This window comes from Faecalibacterium sp. Marseille-Q4137, from assembly GCF_017377535.1.
Lineage (GTDB): Bacteria > Bacillota > Clostridia > Oscillospirales > Ruminococcaceae > Faecalibacterium > Faecalibacterium duncaniae.
The window spans coordinates 1-15,709 of the sequence record NZ_JAFREK010000038.1 but is presented as its reverse complement, the minus strand read 5'-3'; the positions used below and the strand labels follow the sequence as shown (position 1 = coordinate 15,709).

At 56.2% G+C, this 15,709-nt stretch carries 15 protein-coding genes and 1 tRNA gene; 13 read left to right on the top strand and 3 right to left on the bottom strand.

From position 1 onward, the window contains the following. The first annotated feature begins 72 nt into the window (after positions 1-72). Positions 73-2,106 (top strand): ABC transporter substrate-binding protein, encoded by a 2,034-nt coding sequence (locus tag J3353_RS12935; RefSeq protein WP_207685002.1) that lies wholly within the window; start codon positions 73-75, stop codon positions 2,104-2,106. A gap of 92 nt (positions 2,107-2,198) precedes the next feature. Here the strand turns inward: J3353_RS12935 and J3353_RS12930 are convergent, their stop codons facing one another. After that, on the bottom strand, positions 2,199-2,501 hold the full coding sequence (locus J3353_RS12930; RefSeq protein WP_097770964.1) for a Dabb family protein: 303 nt from the start codon (positions 2,499-2,501) through the stop codon (positions 2,199-2,201). Positions 2,502-2,571: 70 nt separating this feature from the next. After that, positions 2,572-2,868, bottom strand: coding sequence for a hypothetical protein (locus tag J3353_RS12925; RefSeq protein ID WP_097772539.1), 297 nt, complete (start codon positions 2,866-2,868; stop codon positions 2,572-2,574). 1,171 nt (positions 2,869-4,039) lie between these two features. On the opposite strand from J3353_RS12925, the gene J3353_RS12920 reads away from it, so the two are divergent. From J3353_RS12920 to pepT, 8 genes are all read left to right on the top strand, one after another. Then, a complete protein-coding gene (locus J3353_RS12920) occupies positions 4,040-4,723 on the top strand; it encodes a F0F1 ATP synthase subunit A (RefSeq protein ID WP_005933086.1) in 684 nt (227 codons plus the stop codon). 37 nt (positions 4,724-4,760) lie between these two features. Continuing rightward, positions 4,761-4,985, top strand: coding sequence for an ATP synthase F0 subunit C (gene atpE, locus J3353_RS12915; RefSeq protein ID WP_005933085.1), 225 nt, complete (start codon positions 4,761-4,763; stop codon positions 4,983-4,985). A 17-nt stretch (positions 4,986-5,002) separates the two neighbouring features. After that, positions 5,003-5,494: a F0F1 ATP synthase subunit B gene (atpF, locus tag J3353_RS12910; protein ID WP_005933084.1), complete on the top strand. Its 492-nt coding sequence runs from the start codon at positions 5,003-5,005 to the stop codon at positions 5,492-5,494. Further along, positions 5,484-7,238 (top strand): F0F1 ATP synthase subunit alpha, encoded by a 1,755-nt coding sequence (gene atpA, locus J3353_RS12905; RefSeq protein WP_207685001.1) that lies wholly within the window; start codon positions 5,484-5,486, stop codon positions 7,236-7,238. Before atpF ends, atpA begins: the two co-directional genes overlap by 11 nt. Beyond that, a complete protein-coding gene (gene atpG, locus J3353_RS12900; RefSeq protein WP_097770961.1) occupies positions 7,225-8,103 on the top strand; it encodes an ATP synthase F1 subunit gamma in 879 nt (292 codons plus the stop codon). Before atpA ends, atpG begins: the two co-directional genes overlap by 14 nt. Before the next feature lie 70 nt (positions 8,104-8,173). Next, positions 8,174-9,586 carry a F0F1 ATP synthase subunit beta gene (atpD, locus tag J3353_RS12895; RefSeq protein ID WP_005933079.1) on the top strand — a complete coding sequence of 471 codons (1,413 nt, stop codon included), beginning with the start codon at positions 8,174-8,176 and terminating at the stop codon, positions 9,584-9,586. After that, a complete protein-coding gene (atpC, locus tag J3353_RS12890; RefSeq protein WP_097770960.1) occupies positions 9,586-9,993 on the top strand; it encodes an ATP synthase F1 subunit epsilon in 408 nt (135 codons plus the stop codon). The genes atpD and atpC overlap by 1 nt, the downstream gene beginning before the upstream one ends. Before the next feature lie 159 nt (positions 9,994-10,152). Further along, positions 10,153-11,370, top strand: a complete 1,218-nt coding sequence (pepT, locus tag J3353_RS12885) for a peptidase T (protein ID WP_207685000.1) — start codon at positions 10,153-10,155, stop codon at positions 11,368-11,370. A 79-nt stretch (positions 11,371-11,449) separates the two neighbouring features. On the opposite strand, the gene J3353_RS12880 is transcribed toward pepT, so the two are convergent. After that, complete coding sequence (locus tag J3353_RS12880; protein ID WP_242700964.1) at positions 11,450-12,823, bottom strand: TrkH family potassium uptake protein; 1,374 nt, start codon at positions 12,821-12,823, stop codon at positions 11,450-11,452. Between the two features lie 286 nt (positions 12,824-13,109). Between J3353_RS12880 and J3353_RS12875 the strand changes: the two genes are divergently transcribed. The 4 genes from J3353_RS12875 to J3353_RS12860 all read left to right on the top strand — a co-directional run bounded on the left by J3353_RS12875 (position 13,110) and on the right by J3353_RS12860 (position 15,674). Continuing rightward, positions 13,110-13,186, top strand: a tRNA-Arg gene (locus J3353_RS12875). A gap of 569 nt (positions 13,187-13,755) precedes the next feature. Beyond that, the gene (locus J3353_RS12870) at positions 13,756-13,959 is read left to right on the top strand and encodes a hypothetical protein (RefSeq protein ID WP_242700963.1); all 204 of its coding nucleotides are present in this window, start codon (positions 13,756-13,758) and stop codon (positions 13,957-13,959) included. After that, a complete protein-coding gene (locus J3353_RS12865; RefSeq protein ID WP_148342140.1) occupies positions 13,956-14,885 on the top strand; it encodes a DUF6017 domain-containing protein in 930 nt (309 codons plus the stop codon). Before J3353_RS12870 ends, J3353_RS12865 begins: the two co-directional genes overlap by 4 nt. A 6-nt stretch (positions 14,886-14,891) precedes the next feature. Beyond that, the gene (locus J3353_RS12860; RefSeq protein WP_207684999.1) at positions 14,892-15,674 is read left to right on the top strand and encodes a ParA family protein; all 783 of its coding nucleotides are present in this window, start codon (positions 14,892-14,894) and stop codon (positions 15,672-15,674) included. Positions 15,675-15,709: the final 35 nt, after the last annotated feature.

Below are 15,709 nucleotides of genomic sequence, written 5' to 3'. Positions count from 1 at the left end.
CCGGGAAACAGCGGGCCTGTCGGCTTTGGGCGGCAACCAGACTTCAACACGAAGAAAAGAGGGAATTTCATTATGAAACAGTCTATTTCTCGTCGTCAGTTCCTCAAGGCAAGCGGCCTGGCAGCCGCAGGTGCCTGCGCCGCCGGTCTGCTGTCCAGCTGCGGCGGAAAGAGCGGCGGCAGTTCCTCCGGTTCTGCTTCCGGTGCGGATACCAGCAAGTACACCGTGCTTTATTCCAGCCAGCCTGCGACCCTGAACTATCTGACCACCGCCACCGACCTGGAAATGGTCGTGGGTGCAAACTGCGTGGACACCCTGGTAGAGTACGACAACAAGGGCGTGATGCGCGAGGGCCTGGCCACCAAGTGGGAGTGGGATGCCGACACCCTGACCTGGACCTTCACCCTGCGCGGGGAGAACTGGGTGGACAACAACGGCGAAGTCGTTGCCCCCGTGACCGCACAGGATTTTGTGGATGCCCTGCAGTATGTGCTGACCCCGGATTACGCTTCCTCCAACGTGGGCCTGGTCACCGCCTACATTGCCGGTGCGAATGATTACTACAACTATCACGTCTACCTGACCAATGCTGAAAACGGCACTGTGGACGATGACGGCACCACCTATGTCACCGATGGCAGCGGCAACGTGACCGTGACCGCAGCAGACGGCACCGCTTCCACCTACGCCCCCGTGGACTTTGATTCCGTGGGCGTGACCGCTGTGGATGACCACACCCTGGCCTACACCCTGACTTACGATTTCCCCGGCTTCCTGAGCCTGCTGTGCTACCTGCCCTATGAGCCCGCCTACGGCCCCCTGCTGAGCGAGATGGGCGACCAGTATGCCACCAGCGCCGAGACCCTGTACAGCTGCGGTGCTTTCTACCTGTCCGATTACGAGTCTCTGGAAACCTGGATCATGAAGAAGAACCCCGAGAACTATGATGCGGACAATGTCTTTATCGACACCATCAGCCGCATTTACAACGCCGAGGCTGCCGTGAACGGCCCTGAGATGATCAAGCGCGGCGAGATCGACGAGGCCACCATCGGCTCCGATATTCTGGACAGCTGGCTGGCCGACGATACCACCAAGGACATGGTCTCCATGGATCGTCCCAACACCAACTACACCTACTTCTACATGTTCAACTTCATGCCCTTTGCACACGAGTTCTCCAACTGGAACGTTGAGGGCGTGGATGCAGAATACGAGCCCGAGAACTGGGCCAAGGCCATCAACAATACCAACTTCCGCAAGGCTTTCCTGTACGGCATCAACAACGCCGTTACGCTGGCTGTCAGCGCACCTCTGGGCTATGACAGCTACAAGCTGAACACCATCACTCCCCCGAACTTCTGCGCCACCACCGATGGTGTGGACTACACCCAGTGCGGCGGCCTGGCCGACCTGACCGAGTTCTTTGACGAGGCCAAGGCCAAGGAGTACCGTGATGCTGCCATTGAGGAGCTGACCGCACAGGGGGTCACCTTCCCCATCAAGGTGCAGCTGCCCTACAACCCCTCCACCACCGACTGGGACAAGCAGTGCCAGGTGCTCAAGCAGCAGCTGGAGGGTGTGCTGAACGACGGCACCGACTTCATCGACATCATCATCACCGCCGGCCCCTCCGACAGCTTCCTGTCTGCTGTGCGCCGCAACGGCAAGTTCGAGTTCCTGCTCTGCAACTGGGGCGCTGACTACTCCGACCCCGAGACCGAGACTGACCCGTTCTATCAGGCTGAGGATTCCCGTGGAATGCGCTATGCTTACCTGCGCACCGGCGTGGAAGACGGCTTCATCACCGGCGAGACCGCAGATGCTGTCATGGCCTACATGAACGCCATCGAGGCCGCAAAGCAGATCACCGATGACATCGATGCCCGCTACAAGGCCTTTGCCGATGCCGAGGCTCTGCTCATCACCAACGCACTGGTCATTCCGCGCGGCATGAGCGTGCCCGCCTATCTGGCGACCCGCCTGAACTACTGGGAGGGCCAGTACGCTTCCACCGGTTTCTCCAACAAGCGCCTGAAGGGCATCCACGTCCTCGACCACTATGTCTCCATGGACGAGTACGAGGCAAACCGTGACGCTCGCTAAGCGTTCCATCTGCTCATAACACAAAATACACCCCCTCTGCACGGCAGTTTCTGAAGCTGCGCCGCAGAGGGGGTGTTCTTTTGCATGTTCAGTTACACTTCAAAGTCCAGGCAGACGCGGGTCTTGGTGTAGGGGCGCACCTTGCCATCGGCCACAGCCACGTGGGCGGGGTGTGTGGAGTAGCCCTTGAGGGCGGCTGCATCGGTAAAGGTGGTGTCCAGCATCAGGTCTGCGTTGGAAGAGGGCAGGCCGTTGATGTTCACATGCACCTCCACAAGGCCCGGGATCTGCCCTGCCAGACCCTCCAGTCCGGTTTTGATGTTCGCTTTGATCTCTGCCTTTTCGGCGGCAGAAAGCTCGTCCTTGAGCTGCCAGAGAATGATATGCTTGACCATAAAAAATACCTCCTGCGTTTTCTCCATTGTAGCAGAGAAATGCAGGAGGTGCAATGCTTTTTGAAACGGTTCAGTCGTCTTCCCGGCCTTTTTTCCAAGCGTGGTACATCAGCAGGAACACGGTGTCCGCAGCAATGCCGATAGAGAGCAGGCGGCTGCCGCCAATGGAAGTGTGGGGCAAAAACGGCGAAGCGGCAAACACAACGGCATTAAAGAAATAGAACACACCGAACTTTTTCTCCCACATAGCCCGCTCTTCGTCATCGCTGAACTTCATCTGGTGCTTTTTGGAAAAACTGCGAAAGCCCATTACCAGCATGGCAGCGGCAGCAAACAGGTTCAGCAAAAGGGATGTGTCAAATTTCATGCGGGGGTACCTCCGTAAAAAATCCATAAACAAAAACCAGCCGGATCGAGGCGTTTGCAAGCCCTCGTCCGGCTGGATACTTACTTCTTCGGAGTCATAAGCCTCTTCTCCTTGGGTTCTCTCATTTTCGGAGTATGCGTTTCATAGGGTGACTCTCCTTAGAAACTACCTGAAACTGAAGAGTTCTATGCAAGGGGATGAACTACTCTAGTACATTGGACTGACCCTTCTCTTAACTGTTGGACTGCGGTACCGAGATTCTGAAGATGAATTTCATATTACCACATTCTTTCGAGTTAGATTTGCCAGGGATTCCACTGCTTAGTACATTGGAGTTACTCCTTTTTGGTCATTCAAACAGGTGCATCCGTGTAACTGTCCTCATCATGGGAGATCACCTCGGGCGGATCTATTTGAATTGCCAGGGGATTTATTCTGACAGACTGTACTGTTTTCGCATTTTTGATGCTCAAGACCGGCTCTTTGATTTGTTTTGTTATACGGGGGAAACATCCCGTTTGTGGAGAGCCTCTGTTTTGCTTCTCAGCGAATCCCGACAGTCTGTCCGAACTGTGCGGGTTCCATATCGACCATCGGTCTCGCTCCTTTCTGCTTAAAGTCAGCGGGGTTAGCTCTCATTTGAGCTTCTGCTGTACTTCTCTGGTTTCTGGCTTTATTATACAGGAAGATGCACAGTTTGTCTATTCGCAGAGTGCACAACAAATCAGACATACTTTTGCATCAAAAGTCCAAATTTCTGGGATACATGAATTTCGTCTTTCCGGTGCTCTGCTCCACCTCCCCGGGCAAAGGCTCTGCCCCGCAGATCGTGCAGGGCCATCGCAGACACTGCTCCGGCATATTAAATAGGTATCATCGCAGAGCATGCAGCTATATAAATCTGATATGCCCGCTATACAATCCGTGAATAATAATGTCGATTTCACCTCATCCAAAGGCCAGAAAATGGTACAGATGGCTAAGAATCAGCAAAGAGATTGTGCAAATCGCATAGTTTCTCACCCGTACTTTTTGCAATCTGCACAACTGTTTTCATCCAAAGCAGAAACGGAATATAACAAAAAGTAGAATGTTAGGTGGAGGGCTGTAAAACCGACAGAAATCGTGCTATGATACCATCACAAATTAAGAAAGGAGAGAGTGCTAATCAATGAATGCGTTGACTGCTGCTTTGAAAGAAGAGCTGAATGTTGACATGGTCACGGTGTTCGGGCTTTCCATTCCGGAGTCCGTGGTCGTGAGCTGGGGCATCATGGCGTTTCTTGTCATCGGCTCCATCCTGCTGACGCGGAATCTGCGGGTGGATCACATCACCAAGCGGCAGGCCATCCTGGAAACAGTCGTTACTACGATCAATGATTTCTTTGTGGGCCTGCTGGGCGAAAGTGGAAAGCGCTATGTCCCCTATCTGATGAGCGTGGCGCTGTACATCGGCTGCTCCAACCTGATTGGTGTGTTCGGCATCAAGCCCCCCACAAAGGACCTGAACGTCACAGCGGCCCTTGCTCTGATGAGCATCTGCCTGATCGAGTATGCCGGCATCCATGCACGCGGCGGCGTTGGCTTCCTCAAGAGCCTGGCTGCCCCCACCCCCATCATGGCCCCCATGAACGTGCTGGAGGTGGCCATCCGGCCCACCAGCCTGTGCATGCGACTGTTCGGCAACGTGCTGGGCGCTTTTGTCATTATGGAGCTGATCAAGCTGGTGGTGCCTGTGTTCGTGCCTGCCATCTTCAGCCTGTATTTTGACCTGTTCGATGGTCTGATCCAGACCTACGTCTTTGTGTTCCTTACCTCTTTGTTTATGAAGGAGACCATGGGAGACGAAGAGTAAACCCTTTCCATCATCAAATCAAAAGGAGATTAAAATTATGAACGGACTTATCGCTCTGGGCGCTGGCATTGCAGCGCTGACTGGTATTGGCGGCGGCATTGGCATCGGCATTGCAACCGGCAAGGCAACCGAGGCTATTTCCCGCCAGCCCGAGGCTTCCGGCAAGATCCAGACCAACCTGCTGCTGGGTGCTGCTCTGGCCGAAGGTACTGCAATTTTCGGTTTCGTCGTTGCACTGCTGATCATCCTGTTCCTGGGTTGATAACGGAGGCATGACGAATGCTGACACTGAATCTGAATCTTCTGTATACAGTCGTCAACGTTCTGATTCTGTTTTTGCTGCTGCGGAAATTCCTGTACAAGCCTGTTATGGGAATCATCGCACAGCGTCAGAAACAGGTGGATGACGCACTGAATGCCGCCGAGACCTCCAAAAAGGAGGCCGCTGCGGCCATGAACGCTGCGCAGGATAAGCTGCGCAATGTGGACACCGAGGCTGCTGCCCGCCGCGAGACTTACGAGCAGCAGGCCGAAACTGCAAAGCAGCAGCTGCTGGCCGAGGCCCAGAAACAGGCCGATGCCATTGTAGCCGAGGGCAAGGCCGCTGCTGAGGCAGAGCGCCAGCACAAGCTGCGCGAAGCCGACGCACAGACCACCGCACTGGCCCGCGCCATGTGCGAGAAGCTGCTGAGCCGGAACCTGACCGAGCAGGACGATTCCCGTTTGCTGGACGATCTGCTGGAGAAAGCAGGTGCTGAGCATGGCAACTGAGTTCAGCCGCGAATTCTTCTCTGAGAACCGCATCGTCAAGGCCGACCTGCGCGCCGCACATCAGCTCCGTGAAGAGGACATCGCCCGCATCAAGGCCGAGGTCAAGAAGCTCTATGATGCCACTGAGGTCATCCTGAATGTCTCGGTGGACGAGAGCCTGCTCTCCGGCTATGTGCTGCAGGTGGGCGACCGGGTATTCGACAACTCCGGCCGCCACCAGCTGGACCAGATGATGGCTGGCAAGCCCTCTCTGGCCACCCTCAAGACCCGCATCGAGGATTACAAGCCTGCCCAGACCTCTGCCGAGGGCGGCGTGGTCGTCTCCTCTGCCGATGGCATCGTGCAGGTGGAGGGCATGGACAAGGCCGTTTACGGCGAGATCGTCACCTTTGAGAACGGTGCCAAGGGCATGGTCGAAAGCGTGGACCCGGGCAAGCTGGGCATTATGCTGTTCGACGGTGCCGAGACCGTGGGCGTGGGCACTCTGGTGACCCGCAGCGGCAAGCGCGCCGGCATCCCTGTGGGTGATGGTTTCCTGGGCCGTGTCATCGACCCGCTGGGCGAGCCCATTGACGGCAAGGGCCCGGTGAACGCCGAAGGCTACAACCCCATCGAGAAGCAGGCCCCCGGCATTCTGGAGCGCCAGAGCGTGGATACCCCGCTTCACACCGGCATCCTGGCCATCGACTCCATGTTCCCCATCGGCCGCGGCCAGCGTGAGCTGATCATCGGTGACCGCCAGACCGGCAAGACCTCCATTGCCACCGATGCCATCCTGAACCAGAAGGACACCGGCGTGCTCTGCATCTATGTTGCCATCGGCCAGAAGGCTTCCTCCATCGCCCGCGTGGCCGAGGACCTCAAGAAGCACGGTGCCATGAGCTACACCACCATCGTGGCTGCCACGGCTTCCGATTCCGCTCCCCTGCAGTACATCGCACCCTATGCGGGCACTGCACTGGCCGAGTATTTCATGTCCAAGGGCAAGAGCGTCCTGATCGTCTACGACGACCTTTCCAAGCATGCGGTGGCCTACCGTGCCATCTCCCTGCTGCTCCGCCGCTCTCCCGGCCGTGAGGCTTACCCCGGCGACGTGTTCTATCTGCATTCCCGTCTGCTGGAGCGCTCCTGCCGGATGCGCGACGATCTGGGCGGCGGTTCCATCACTGCCCTGCCCATCGTCGAGACCCAGGCGGGCGATGTCTCTGCTTACATCCCCACCAACGTCATCTCCATCACCGATGGTCAGATCTTCCTGGAAAGCGCCCTGTTCAACGCAGGCAACCGCCCCGCCGTCAATGTCGGCCTGTCGGTCTCCCGTGTGGGCGGCGCTGCCCAGACCAAGGCCATGAAGAAGGCCAATTCCAACCTGCGTATCGAGCTGGCCCAGTACAAGGATATGGAGTCCTTTGCCCAGTTCAGCTCTGATCTGGACGCTGAGACCCGCCGCCAGCTGGAACACGGCAAGGCCCTGACCGAGATGCTCAAGCAGCCGCTGTACCAGCCCAAGTCCGATGCCGAGCAGGTGGTCGTGCTGACCCTGGCTTCCCACGGGATGCTGGACGACCTGCCGCTGGCTGACCAGCGCGCAAAGACCAATGCCTTTGTGCGCCAGTTCCACGCCGATGTTTCCGGCACCATGGACGCGATCACGTCCACGGGCAAGATCACCCCGGAACAGGTGGACACCATCCTGACCGCGTGGAAGGCATTCGCGGGAGGGGAGAGCAATGGCATCCAGTAAGCTGCTCAAGGAGCGGATCGAGAGCATTCAGGATACCATGAAGATCACGAATGCCATGTACCTGATCTCCTCCTCCAAGCTCCGCAAGGCCCGGCAGAACTACCAGAATGTTCTGCCCTACTTCACCCGGATGCGGGATACCATCTCCCGCGTGGTGCCCCACCTGCCCGATGAGCCGGAGCACCCCTTCTTCCACGAGCGGGATCTGGAGAACCCCAAGCGGGCCTACATCGTGCTGACCGCCGACAAGGGCATGGCCGGTGCTTACAACCAGAACCTGCTCAAGTTCCTGCGGGAGCACGCCGACCAGAATGACCGGTTCTATGTCATCGGTCAGGTAGGCTACCGTGCCCTGTTCCGCAAGGATCCCCGTCTGGTGGAGGATTTCCATTACGGTGCCACGGCTCCCACCCTGCAGCGCGCCCGTGATATCACGGTGGATGCCATCGATGATTTCAAGTCCGGCAAACTGGACGAGATCTACATCGTCTACACCAAGATCCAGAACGCGCTGACCAGCGAGCCGGTCATGGAACGCCTGCTGCCGCTGGACCGTGCCCACCTCACGCCTGCTCCCAAGGGTCTGGGCGACCCCCGCGGCGAGGTGGAGATGTTCCCGGATGCCTGGACGGTGTTCGAGCAGACGGCCCCCATCTATATGCACGGCATGATCTTTGGTGCCATGACCGAGAGCTTCTGCGCCGAGCAGAGCGCCCGCATGACCGCCATGGATTCCGCCACCAAGAGCGCCAAGGATATGATCCACGATCTGGAGCTGGAGTACAACCGCTCCCGTCAGGGTTCCATCACCCAGGAGATCACCGAGATCATCGGCGGCGCGGCGGCGGTACAGAATAACGAATAATGCTGGATGCGTTTCTCCCCCGTTGGGGGAAGAAACGCATCCCACACAACATAATGCAAGAGGCAATTGTATGATACAGGGAACTATTATTCGAGTAGCGGGCCCCGTGGTGGATGTCAAATTCACCGGGGGCAAGCTGCCTGCCCTGCAGGAAGCGCTGACCGTGACCGCAGAGGGCACTGAGCGCACCATGGAGGTAGCGCAGCACGTCGATGAAACGACGGTGCGCTGCATCATGCTTTCTGCCAGCGAGGGTCTGGGCAAGGGGATGGAAGTTACCGCCACCGGCCACGGCCTGAATGCCCCTGTGGGCGAGGGCACTCTGGGCCGCATGTTCGACCCGCTGGGCCGCCCCATCGACGGCAAGGGCCCGGTGGACGATCTGCCCCACTGGCCCATCCACCGCAAGGCCCCCAGCTTTGCGGAGCAGAAACCTGCAACTGAAATTCTGGAGACCGGCATCAAGGTCATCGACCTGCTGGCTCCCTACGCCAAGGGCGGCAAGATCGGCCTGTTCGGTGGTGCCGGTGTCGGCAAGACCGTGCTGATCCAGGAGCTGATCCACAACGTGGCCACCGAGCACGGCGGCTACTCCATCTTCACCGGTGTCGGCGAACGCTCCCGTGAGGGCTGTGACCTCTGGGGCGAAATGAACGCTTCCGGCGTTCTGAACAAGACCGCACTGGTCTTTGGTCAGATGAACGAGCCTCCCGGAGCCCGTATGCGGGTCGCTGAGACCGGCTTGACCATGGCAGAGTACTTCCGTGAGGAAACCCACAAGGACGTGCTGCTGTTCATCGATAACATCTTCCGTTTCGTGCAGGCAGGCAGTGAGGTCTCCGCCCTGATGGGCCGGATGCCCTCCGCCGTTGGCTATCAGCCTACCCTGGCCAATGAGCTGGGTGCCCTGCAGGAGCGCATCACCTCCACCCGCGACGGCTCCATCACCTCGGTGCAGGCCGTCTACGTCCCCGCCGACGACCTGACCGACCCGGCTCCTGCAACCACCTTCGCCCATCTGGACGCAACCACCGTTCTGAGCCGTAAGATCGTGGAGCAGGGCATCTACCCCGCTGTCGATCCGCTGGCTTCCACCTCTCGTATTCTGGAAGCCGACATCGTGGGCGAGGAGCACTACCGTGTGGCCCGCAAGGTGCAGGCCACCCTGCAGCGCTATCAGGAGCTGCAGGACATCATCGCCATCCTGGGCATGGACGAGCTGAGCGAAGAGGACAAGCTCACCGTCACCCGTGCCCGCAAGCTGCAGAAGTTCCTCAGCCAGCCCTTTGCAGTGGCCGAGAACTTCACCGGCCTGAAGGGTGTGTACGTCCCGCTGGCAGAGACCGTCAAGGGCTTTGCCGCCATTGTGGACGGCCAGTGCGATGACCTGCCCGAGTGGGCATTCTTCAACGTGGGCACCCTTGCGGATGCCCGCAAGAAGTACGCAGACAAACAGGCGGAGGAAAAGGGCGGTGCCAACTGATGGAAAAGTTCATCCTGAACATCACGGCTTCCAGCGGTGAATTCTATCAGGGCTACTGCGAGAGCCTGACCCTGCCCACCGGCGACGGCGTGTACGGCGTGCAGGCCGGGCACAACCCCGTGCTGGTGGCCCTGCACATGGGCATTGCAAAGTTCACCGTGGACGGTGAGACCCGCGAGGTGCTGGTGGGCGACGGCATTGCAGAAGTGACCCCCACCTTTGTCCTGCTGCTGGTGGACAGCGCCGAGCGGCCCGAGGATATCGACCGTAACCGCGCCGAGGCTGCCCGCATCCGGGCCGAGGAGCGCCTGCAGCACAAGCAGAGCATGCACGAGTACTACCAGAGCAAGATCGCACTGGACCGCGCCATGCAGCGCCTGCAGACGGCCGCCAAATACAAGCGTTAAACGCTCCCCTCAAACAGAACACCGTCAGCCTGACACAACGGGCTGACGGTGTTTTTGTTGTTTTACTGCGCTTCGATCTGCGCTCCCCTGCTGCACCCTCTTGTAAATTGCCGCGGAAAAGCGTATCATAGAATCAAATACAAGCAAAGGAGCATTCTTATGCGTGCATACGAGCGACTGTTGAATTATGTCCGCGTTTACACTACCTCCGACCCCGAGAGCGGCACCCACCCCTCGGCAGAGCGGGAGTTTGACCTGGCCCGCCAGCTGGTGGAGGAGATGAAGGCTCTGGGCATCGAGGATGCCCGGGTAGACGAGCACTGCTATGTCTACGGCAGTATCCCCGCCACCCCCGGCTGTGAGGACAAGCCTGCCCTGGGCCTGATTGCCCACATGGACACCGCCGACGATGCTTCCGGCGAGGGTGTTTCCCCCATCCTGCACGAGAATTATGACGGCCGCGATGTCACCCTGCCCGCCACCGGCATGGTGATGAAGGTCTCCACCTTCCCCTTCCTGGCCGACCTCAAGGGTGAGACTCTGATCACCACCGACGGCACCACCCTGCTGGGCGCAGACGACAAGGCCGGTGTGGCAGAGATCCTGACCGCCGCCGAGATCCTCCTTGCCGAGGGCCGCCCCCACGGCAAGCTCTGCATCGCCTTCACCCCCGACGAGGAGATCGGCGAGGGCGCTTCCCTCTTCGATATCCCGGGCTTTGGCGCGGATTTCGCCTACACCGTTGATGGTGGTGACGTGGGCGGCATCGAGTATGAGAACTTCAACGCAGCTGCCGCCACCGTGACCATCCACGGCTTCTCGGTGCATCCCGGCTCCGCCAAGGATGCCATGATCAACGCCTCCAATGTGGCCATGGAGTTCCACACGGCCCTGCCCATCATGGCCCGTCCCGAGACCACCGAGGGCCGTCAGGGCTTCTACCACCTCTGCCAGATGTACGGCGACGTGACCAACGCCAAGCTGGGCTACATCCTGCGCGACCACGATGCCGACAAGCTGCAGTACAAGAAGGATAATCTCCTCCACATTGCCGATTACCTCAACGGCAAGTACGGCCCCGGCACCGTGGAGGTGGAGATCAAGGACAGCTACCGCAACATGCTGGAAAAGATCAAGCCCCACTTCCATCTGGTGGAGAACGCCCGCATAGCCATTGAAAAGGCCGGTCTGACCCCCGAGGAAGTGCCTGTGCGCGGCGGCACCGATGGTGCCACCCTGAGCTGGAAGGGCCTGCCCTGCCCCAACCTGGGCACCGGCGGCTTCAACTTCCACGGCGTGTGCGAGTGCACCACCGTAGAGCGCATGGACAAGGCAACTGAAGTGCTGCTGAATATCGTGGAGATCTACAGCAAATGATTCCGCTCCCGGAATGTTTCCACGCTGACTGCACATAAGAAATGGACGGCTCCCGAAAACGAGAGCCGTCCATTTTTTCTTATCCCACGTTGATCTGTCCAACGGGCAGGATCTTGCGTTTGTTGTCATCGGGCTTGCTGGTCAGGCTGATGGCAAAGGACACCGGGCCAACACGGCCCATGAACATCACCAGCATATACAGCAGCTTGGCCCCGGTGTTCAGCTGGCTGGTCACGCCCACCGAAAGGCCCACGGTACCAAAGGCGGAGCAGGATTCAAAGATCGCGTCAATGACCGTTACGGCATCCGATGTGTTGTAATAGACCACCACGGCAGAGCCCAGCGCTGCCACCATGCCCAGCATGATGATGGTCAGCGCACGGTAAACGGTCTTGGATTCAATGTGGTGGCCGCCGATGACACAATCGTCCCGGCCCTGCGCCACGCTGCGCATGGTCAGGATCAGAACAGCAAAGGTGGTCACCTTCACACCGCCGCCGGTGGAACCGGGAGCCGCGCCGATGAACTGCAGAACGCTCATCAGCAGCTTGGTGATGGGCCCACAGGCGGCCAGGTCGATGGTGTTCATACCGGCAGTACGGGTTGACACCGACTGGAACAGGGCAGCCATCACCTTGCCCGGCACGGACAGCCCGCCCATGCTCTTGGGGTTGTTCCACTCCATCAGACCGATGAGGGCGGCACCACCCACCCACAGGATGCAGGAGAAGAGCAACACCATCCGGGCATGGAGAGACAGGTGCCGCTTCTTGCGCCACTCGCCGATCTCCACCCAGACCATAAAGCCCAGACCGCCCGCCATGATCAGGAACATGATCACAGCCTGTACATAATAATTACTGACATAGGGAGCCAGCGAGGAATACTGCCCGAACCGGCCAAACAGATCGAAGCCCGCATTGCAGAACGCCGAGATGGCCGTGAATGCACTGATCCAGATGCCCTCCGCACCAAACTGCGGCACAAAGGCGATCATCAGAAGCACCATACCAATGATCTCAAAGGTCATCGCCAGCTTGACCACGATCTTCAGCACATCGGTAGCCTGCGAGTATCCGCTGGCCGAAACGCTTTCTCCCAGCAGCCGCAGGTCCTTAAAGCCCATCCGGCGTTTGGCAGCCAGCGCAAAAAAGCTGGTCAGGGTCACCAGGCCCAGACCGCCCACCTGGATCAGCAGCAAAACCACCGCCTGCCCAAAGGGCGTGAACTGCGTCCAGGTATCCCGCACGACCAGACCCGTCACACAGGTGGCACTGGTGGCAGTGAACATGGCATCCACCACGCCCAGCCGACCGCTGCGGCTGGAAATGGGCAGTGTCAGCAGCAGCGTTCCCAGCGCGATCAGCAGCACAAAGCTGATGCAGATGACCTGCGTTGCACTGCTGCCCAGCAGCCAGCCGCGCCGACGCGATGCTCTCTTTTTCCGTTTCATCCCCATAAGTTGGCTCCTTTTTGTGCCGGGCCGCCTGTGCTGCACCTGCACTTCATTCTGCACCCATGCCGCGCATGAGCACCTCTCCTATAGGATACACCTTTTTTCTTTCCGATTCAACTTGATTTTGTGGGGAAGTTGCGGTATTATAATATGGTATCCGTCTTCATAGCTCAGCTGGATAGAGCGTTCGCCTCCTAAGGTTGCGTTACAACGGCCACCTTGGAAAAACTTCATATAGGATTCAAGTTCGAGTTTCTTCGGGCTTAGTCATAAAACCAGCCATGTCTCAGTAGCTCAGTTGGATAGAGCACACGCCTCCTAAGCGTGGGGCCGGAGGTTCAAATCCTCTCTGGGACGCCAGCTAACAACGCCGAAAGCCTTTGTTTTCAAGGGTTTTCGGCTTTTCTTATATGAAAAGGCACGAAAAAGCTCTTTCACTGTATGAGATAAAATTCTACTCCAAAATTTGATTTTTGACAACCCCTCCAGAATCGAACGGTTGTTATAAGACAAAATCGCCAGCTAATTTTTAGCAGAAAACGGGCTGTTCTTGCTAATGAAAATGCCCTTCCTGCTAATCAGCCCCAAAATCGTGCCAAAAATCCTGCTAATCAAAAAAGGCGGATGTTTTGAGTACCATGCAGTTATAGCAGATAAAATTGAATATCGTTATATACATAGAGCGTCTATTTGCCCCGCATTGGGGATGGATAGGCGCTCTTTTTTTATGCCCAAAACCATGGGCAAATACAAGAGATTGGAGGTGTTTTATTTGAGCAAGCCTGTTTATGCCGCAGACAAGCCGAGCGATTGCCATTACTGCTACTATTGGACGAATGGCAGAAAGGGCTGCCGTCTGGGTAGAAATAATTGCTACTACTTAATCTCTTTGCCACCGAAACCTAAGTCGGAATGTGATGGCTGTCCCTATGGGCGAGATCACCCGTGCATTGGTTGGTGTACGAAGAAGGTTATGCGTGAAGTGGGGCTTCGTTGATATAAATGCGTATGAACAGGAATACCGCTTCTGCTATTTTGCCCGATGTCCTTACGAAAAGACGGATACGACTTTCCGCAGCATTCCGCTGACAACAGAAAGTTTTCCGCAGAAAGAAGGTGGTGAAGCCGTGTGAGTTTTGATTATTTTTACGGTCAGCAATCCGATCTATTCACATTCTATCGAGTTCCGAAGGTGTTGTTCACGAACGAGAGGTTCTGGAATATTTCTGCCGATGCCAAGATGCTGTATGGCATTTTGCTTGACCGCATGAGCCTGTCTGCCAAGAATGGTTGGATAGATAAAAACGGTCGAGTGTATATAATTTTTACAATCGACGAAGCGAAGATGGCTCTGAACTGTGCTGAACAAAAGGCTATCAAGCTGCTCAGTGAACTTGAGAAGAAAGCAGGATTGATTGAACGTAAGCGTCAGGGTTTGGGAAAACCCAACCTGATCTATGTGAAGAACTTTATCTCTGCTGTGGATTCACAACTCTTGAATTGTGAAAATCACAATTCTGGAACAATGGAAATCACAACTCAAGAACTTCCGAAATCACAATGTAATAATACTGATATTAAAAATACTGAATTTAGTGATACTGATTCTATCTTTCCTTCCGGAAATGGTGGAATGATGGACGAGAATGACCGGTATCAAGAATACTTTGATTATTTCTCGGATCAGCTCAGTATGGATTTGTTGAAGAAAGATTACCCTTACGATTCTGAAATGCTGGATAACATTCTGGAACTGATCGTTGAAACGGTTTGCACAAAGCGACCGTTGATTCGCATTGGTGCAGAGGAGCGTCCGACAGAAATTGTCCGCAGTCGGTTTATGAAACTGAATGCCGAACACATTCGATATGTTATGGACTGCTTCAAAGAGAACACCACAAAGATTAGAAATATCCGTCAGTATATGCTGACTACGATATACAATGCGCCGACGACAATAGACACCTACTACGATGCTCTTGTTCGGCACGATATGTCACACGGATATTTGGAAGGAGGATTTAAGAAATTGAAAATGAAGCGAGAGGAAGGAGAGTGACGAAAAATGTCGAAAAAAGCAACCATCATTGCGGTGGTCAATCAGAAAGGAGGAACCGGCAAGACCACCACCACCGAAAATCTGGGCGTTGGCTTGGCACTTGAAGGAAAAAAGGTGCTTCTGGTAGACACCGATCCCCAGGCTTCCCTGACAGTCAGTTTGGGCAATCCCTGCCCGGATGAGCTGTCTCCGACACTTTCCGATTTGATGGGAAAGATTATGGTGGAAAGCCCCATTGCTCCCGGTGAAGGGATTCTTCATCATCCGGAGGGCGTTGATTTGGTGCCGTCCAACATCGAACTGTCCGGTATGGAAGTTGCACTGGTCAATGCCATGAGCCGGGAAACCATTCTCAGGCAATACCTGGATACGGTCAAACAGAACTATGATTACATTCTTCTGGATTGTATGCCGTCTTTGGGTATGCTGACCGTCAATGCGTTGGCAGCTGCCGACAATGTGCTGATACCGGTTCAGGCAGCATACCTTCCTGCAAAGGGTCTGGAACAGCTGCTTGGAACCATCAACAAGGTCAAGAGACAAATCAACCCGAAATTGAGGATTGAGGGTATTCTTCTGACTATGGTAGACAATCGCACCAACTATTCCAAAGACATCAGCAATCTGATTCGGGAGAGCTATGGAGGAAAGCTGAAGGTTTACAAGACAGACATTCCCCGCTCTGTTCGTGCAGAAGAAATCAGTGCCGAAGGACACAGCATTTTTAAGCATGATCCAAAAGGAAAAGTGGCGGATGCTTACCGAGTCTTGACGAAGACTAACTATTAAAAGTCAAGCCCTAAAATGAAAAAATCCGCCAACCA

Coding starts and splice junctions, on each gene's coding strand:
- pepT (WP_207685000.1), top strand. CDS start 10,153: ATGCGTGCATACGAGCGACTGTTGAATTATGTCCGCGTTTACACTACC.
- atpE (WP_005933085.1), top strand. CDS start 4,761: ATGAACGGACTTATCGCTCTGGGCGCTGGCATTGCAGCGCTGACTGGT.
- J3353_RS12870 (WP_242700963.1), top strand. CDS start 13,756: ATGGGCGAGATCACCCGTGCATTGGTTGGTGTACGAAGAAGGTTATGC.
- J3353_RS12935 (WP_207685002.1), top strand. CDS start 73: ATGAAACAGTCTATTTCTCGTCGTCAGTTCCTCAAGGCAAGCGGCCTG.
- J3353_RS12860 (WP_207684999.1), top strand. CDS start 14,892: ATGTCGAAAAAAGCAACCATCATTGCGGTGGTCAATCAGAAAGGAGGA.
- atpF (WP_005933084.1), top strand. CDS start 5,003: ATGCTGACACTGAATCTGAATCTTCTGTATACAGTCGTCAACGTTCTG.
- atpD (WP_005933079.1), top strand. CDS start 8,174: ATGATACAGGGAACTATTATTCGAGTAGCGGGCCCCGTGGTGGATGTC.
- J3353_RS12880 (WP_242700964.1), bottom strand. CDS start 12,823: ATGAAACGGAAAAAGAGAGCATCGCGTCGGCGCGGCTGGCTGCTGGGC.
- atpA (WP_207685001.1), top strand. CDS start 5,484: ATGGCAACTGAGTTCAGCCGCGAATTCTTCTCTGAGAACCGCATCGTC.
- atpG (WP_097770961.1), top strand. CDS start 7,225: ATGGCATCCAGTAAGCTGCTCAAGGAGCGGATCGAGAGCATTCAGGAT.
- atpC (WP_097770960.1), top strand. CDS start 9,586: ATGGAAAAGTTCATCCTGAACATCACGGCTTCCAGCGGTGAATTCTAT.
- J3353_RS12930 (WP_097770964.1), bottom strand. CDS start 2,501: ATGGTCAAGCATATCATTCTCTGGCAGCTCAAGGACGAGCTTTCTGCC.
- J3353_RS12925 (WP_097772539.1), bottom strand. CDS start 2,868: ATGAAATTTGACACATCCCTTTTGCTGAACCTGTTTGCTGCCGCTGCC.
- J3353_RS12920 (WP_005933086.1), top strand. CDS start 4,040: ATGAATGCGTTGACTGCTGCTTTGAAAGAAGAGCTGAATGTTGACATG.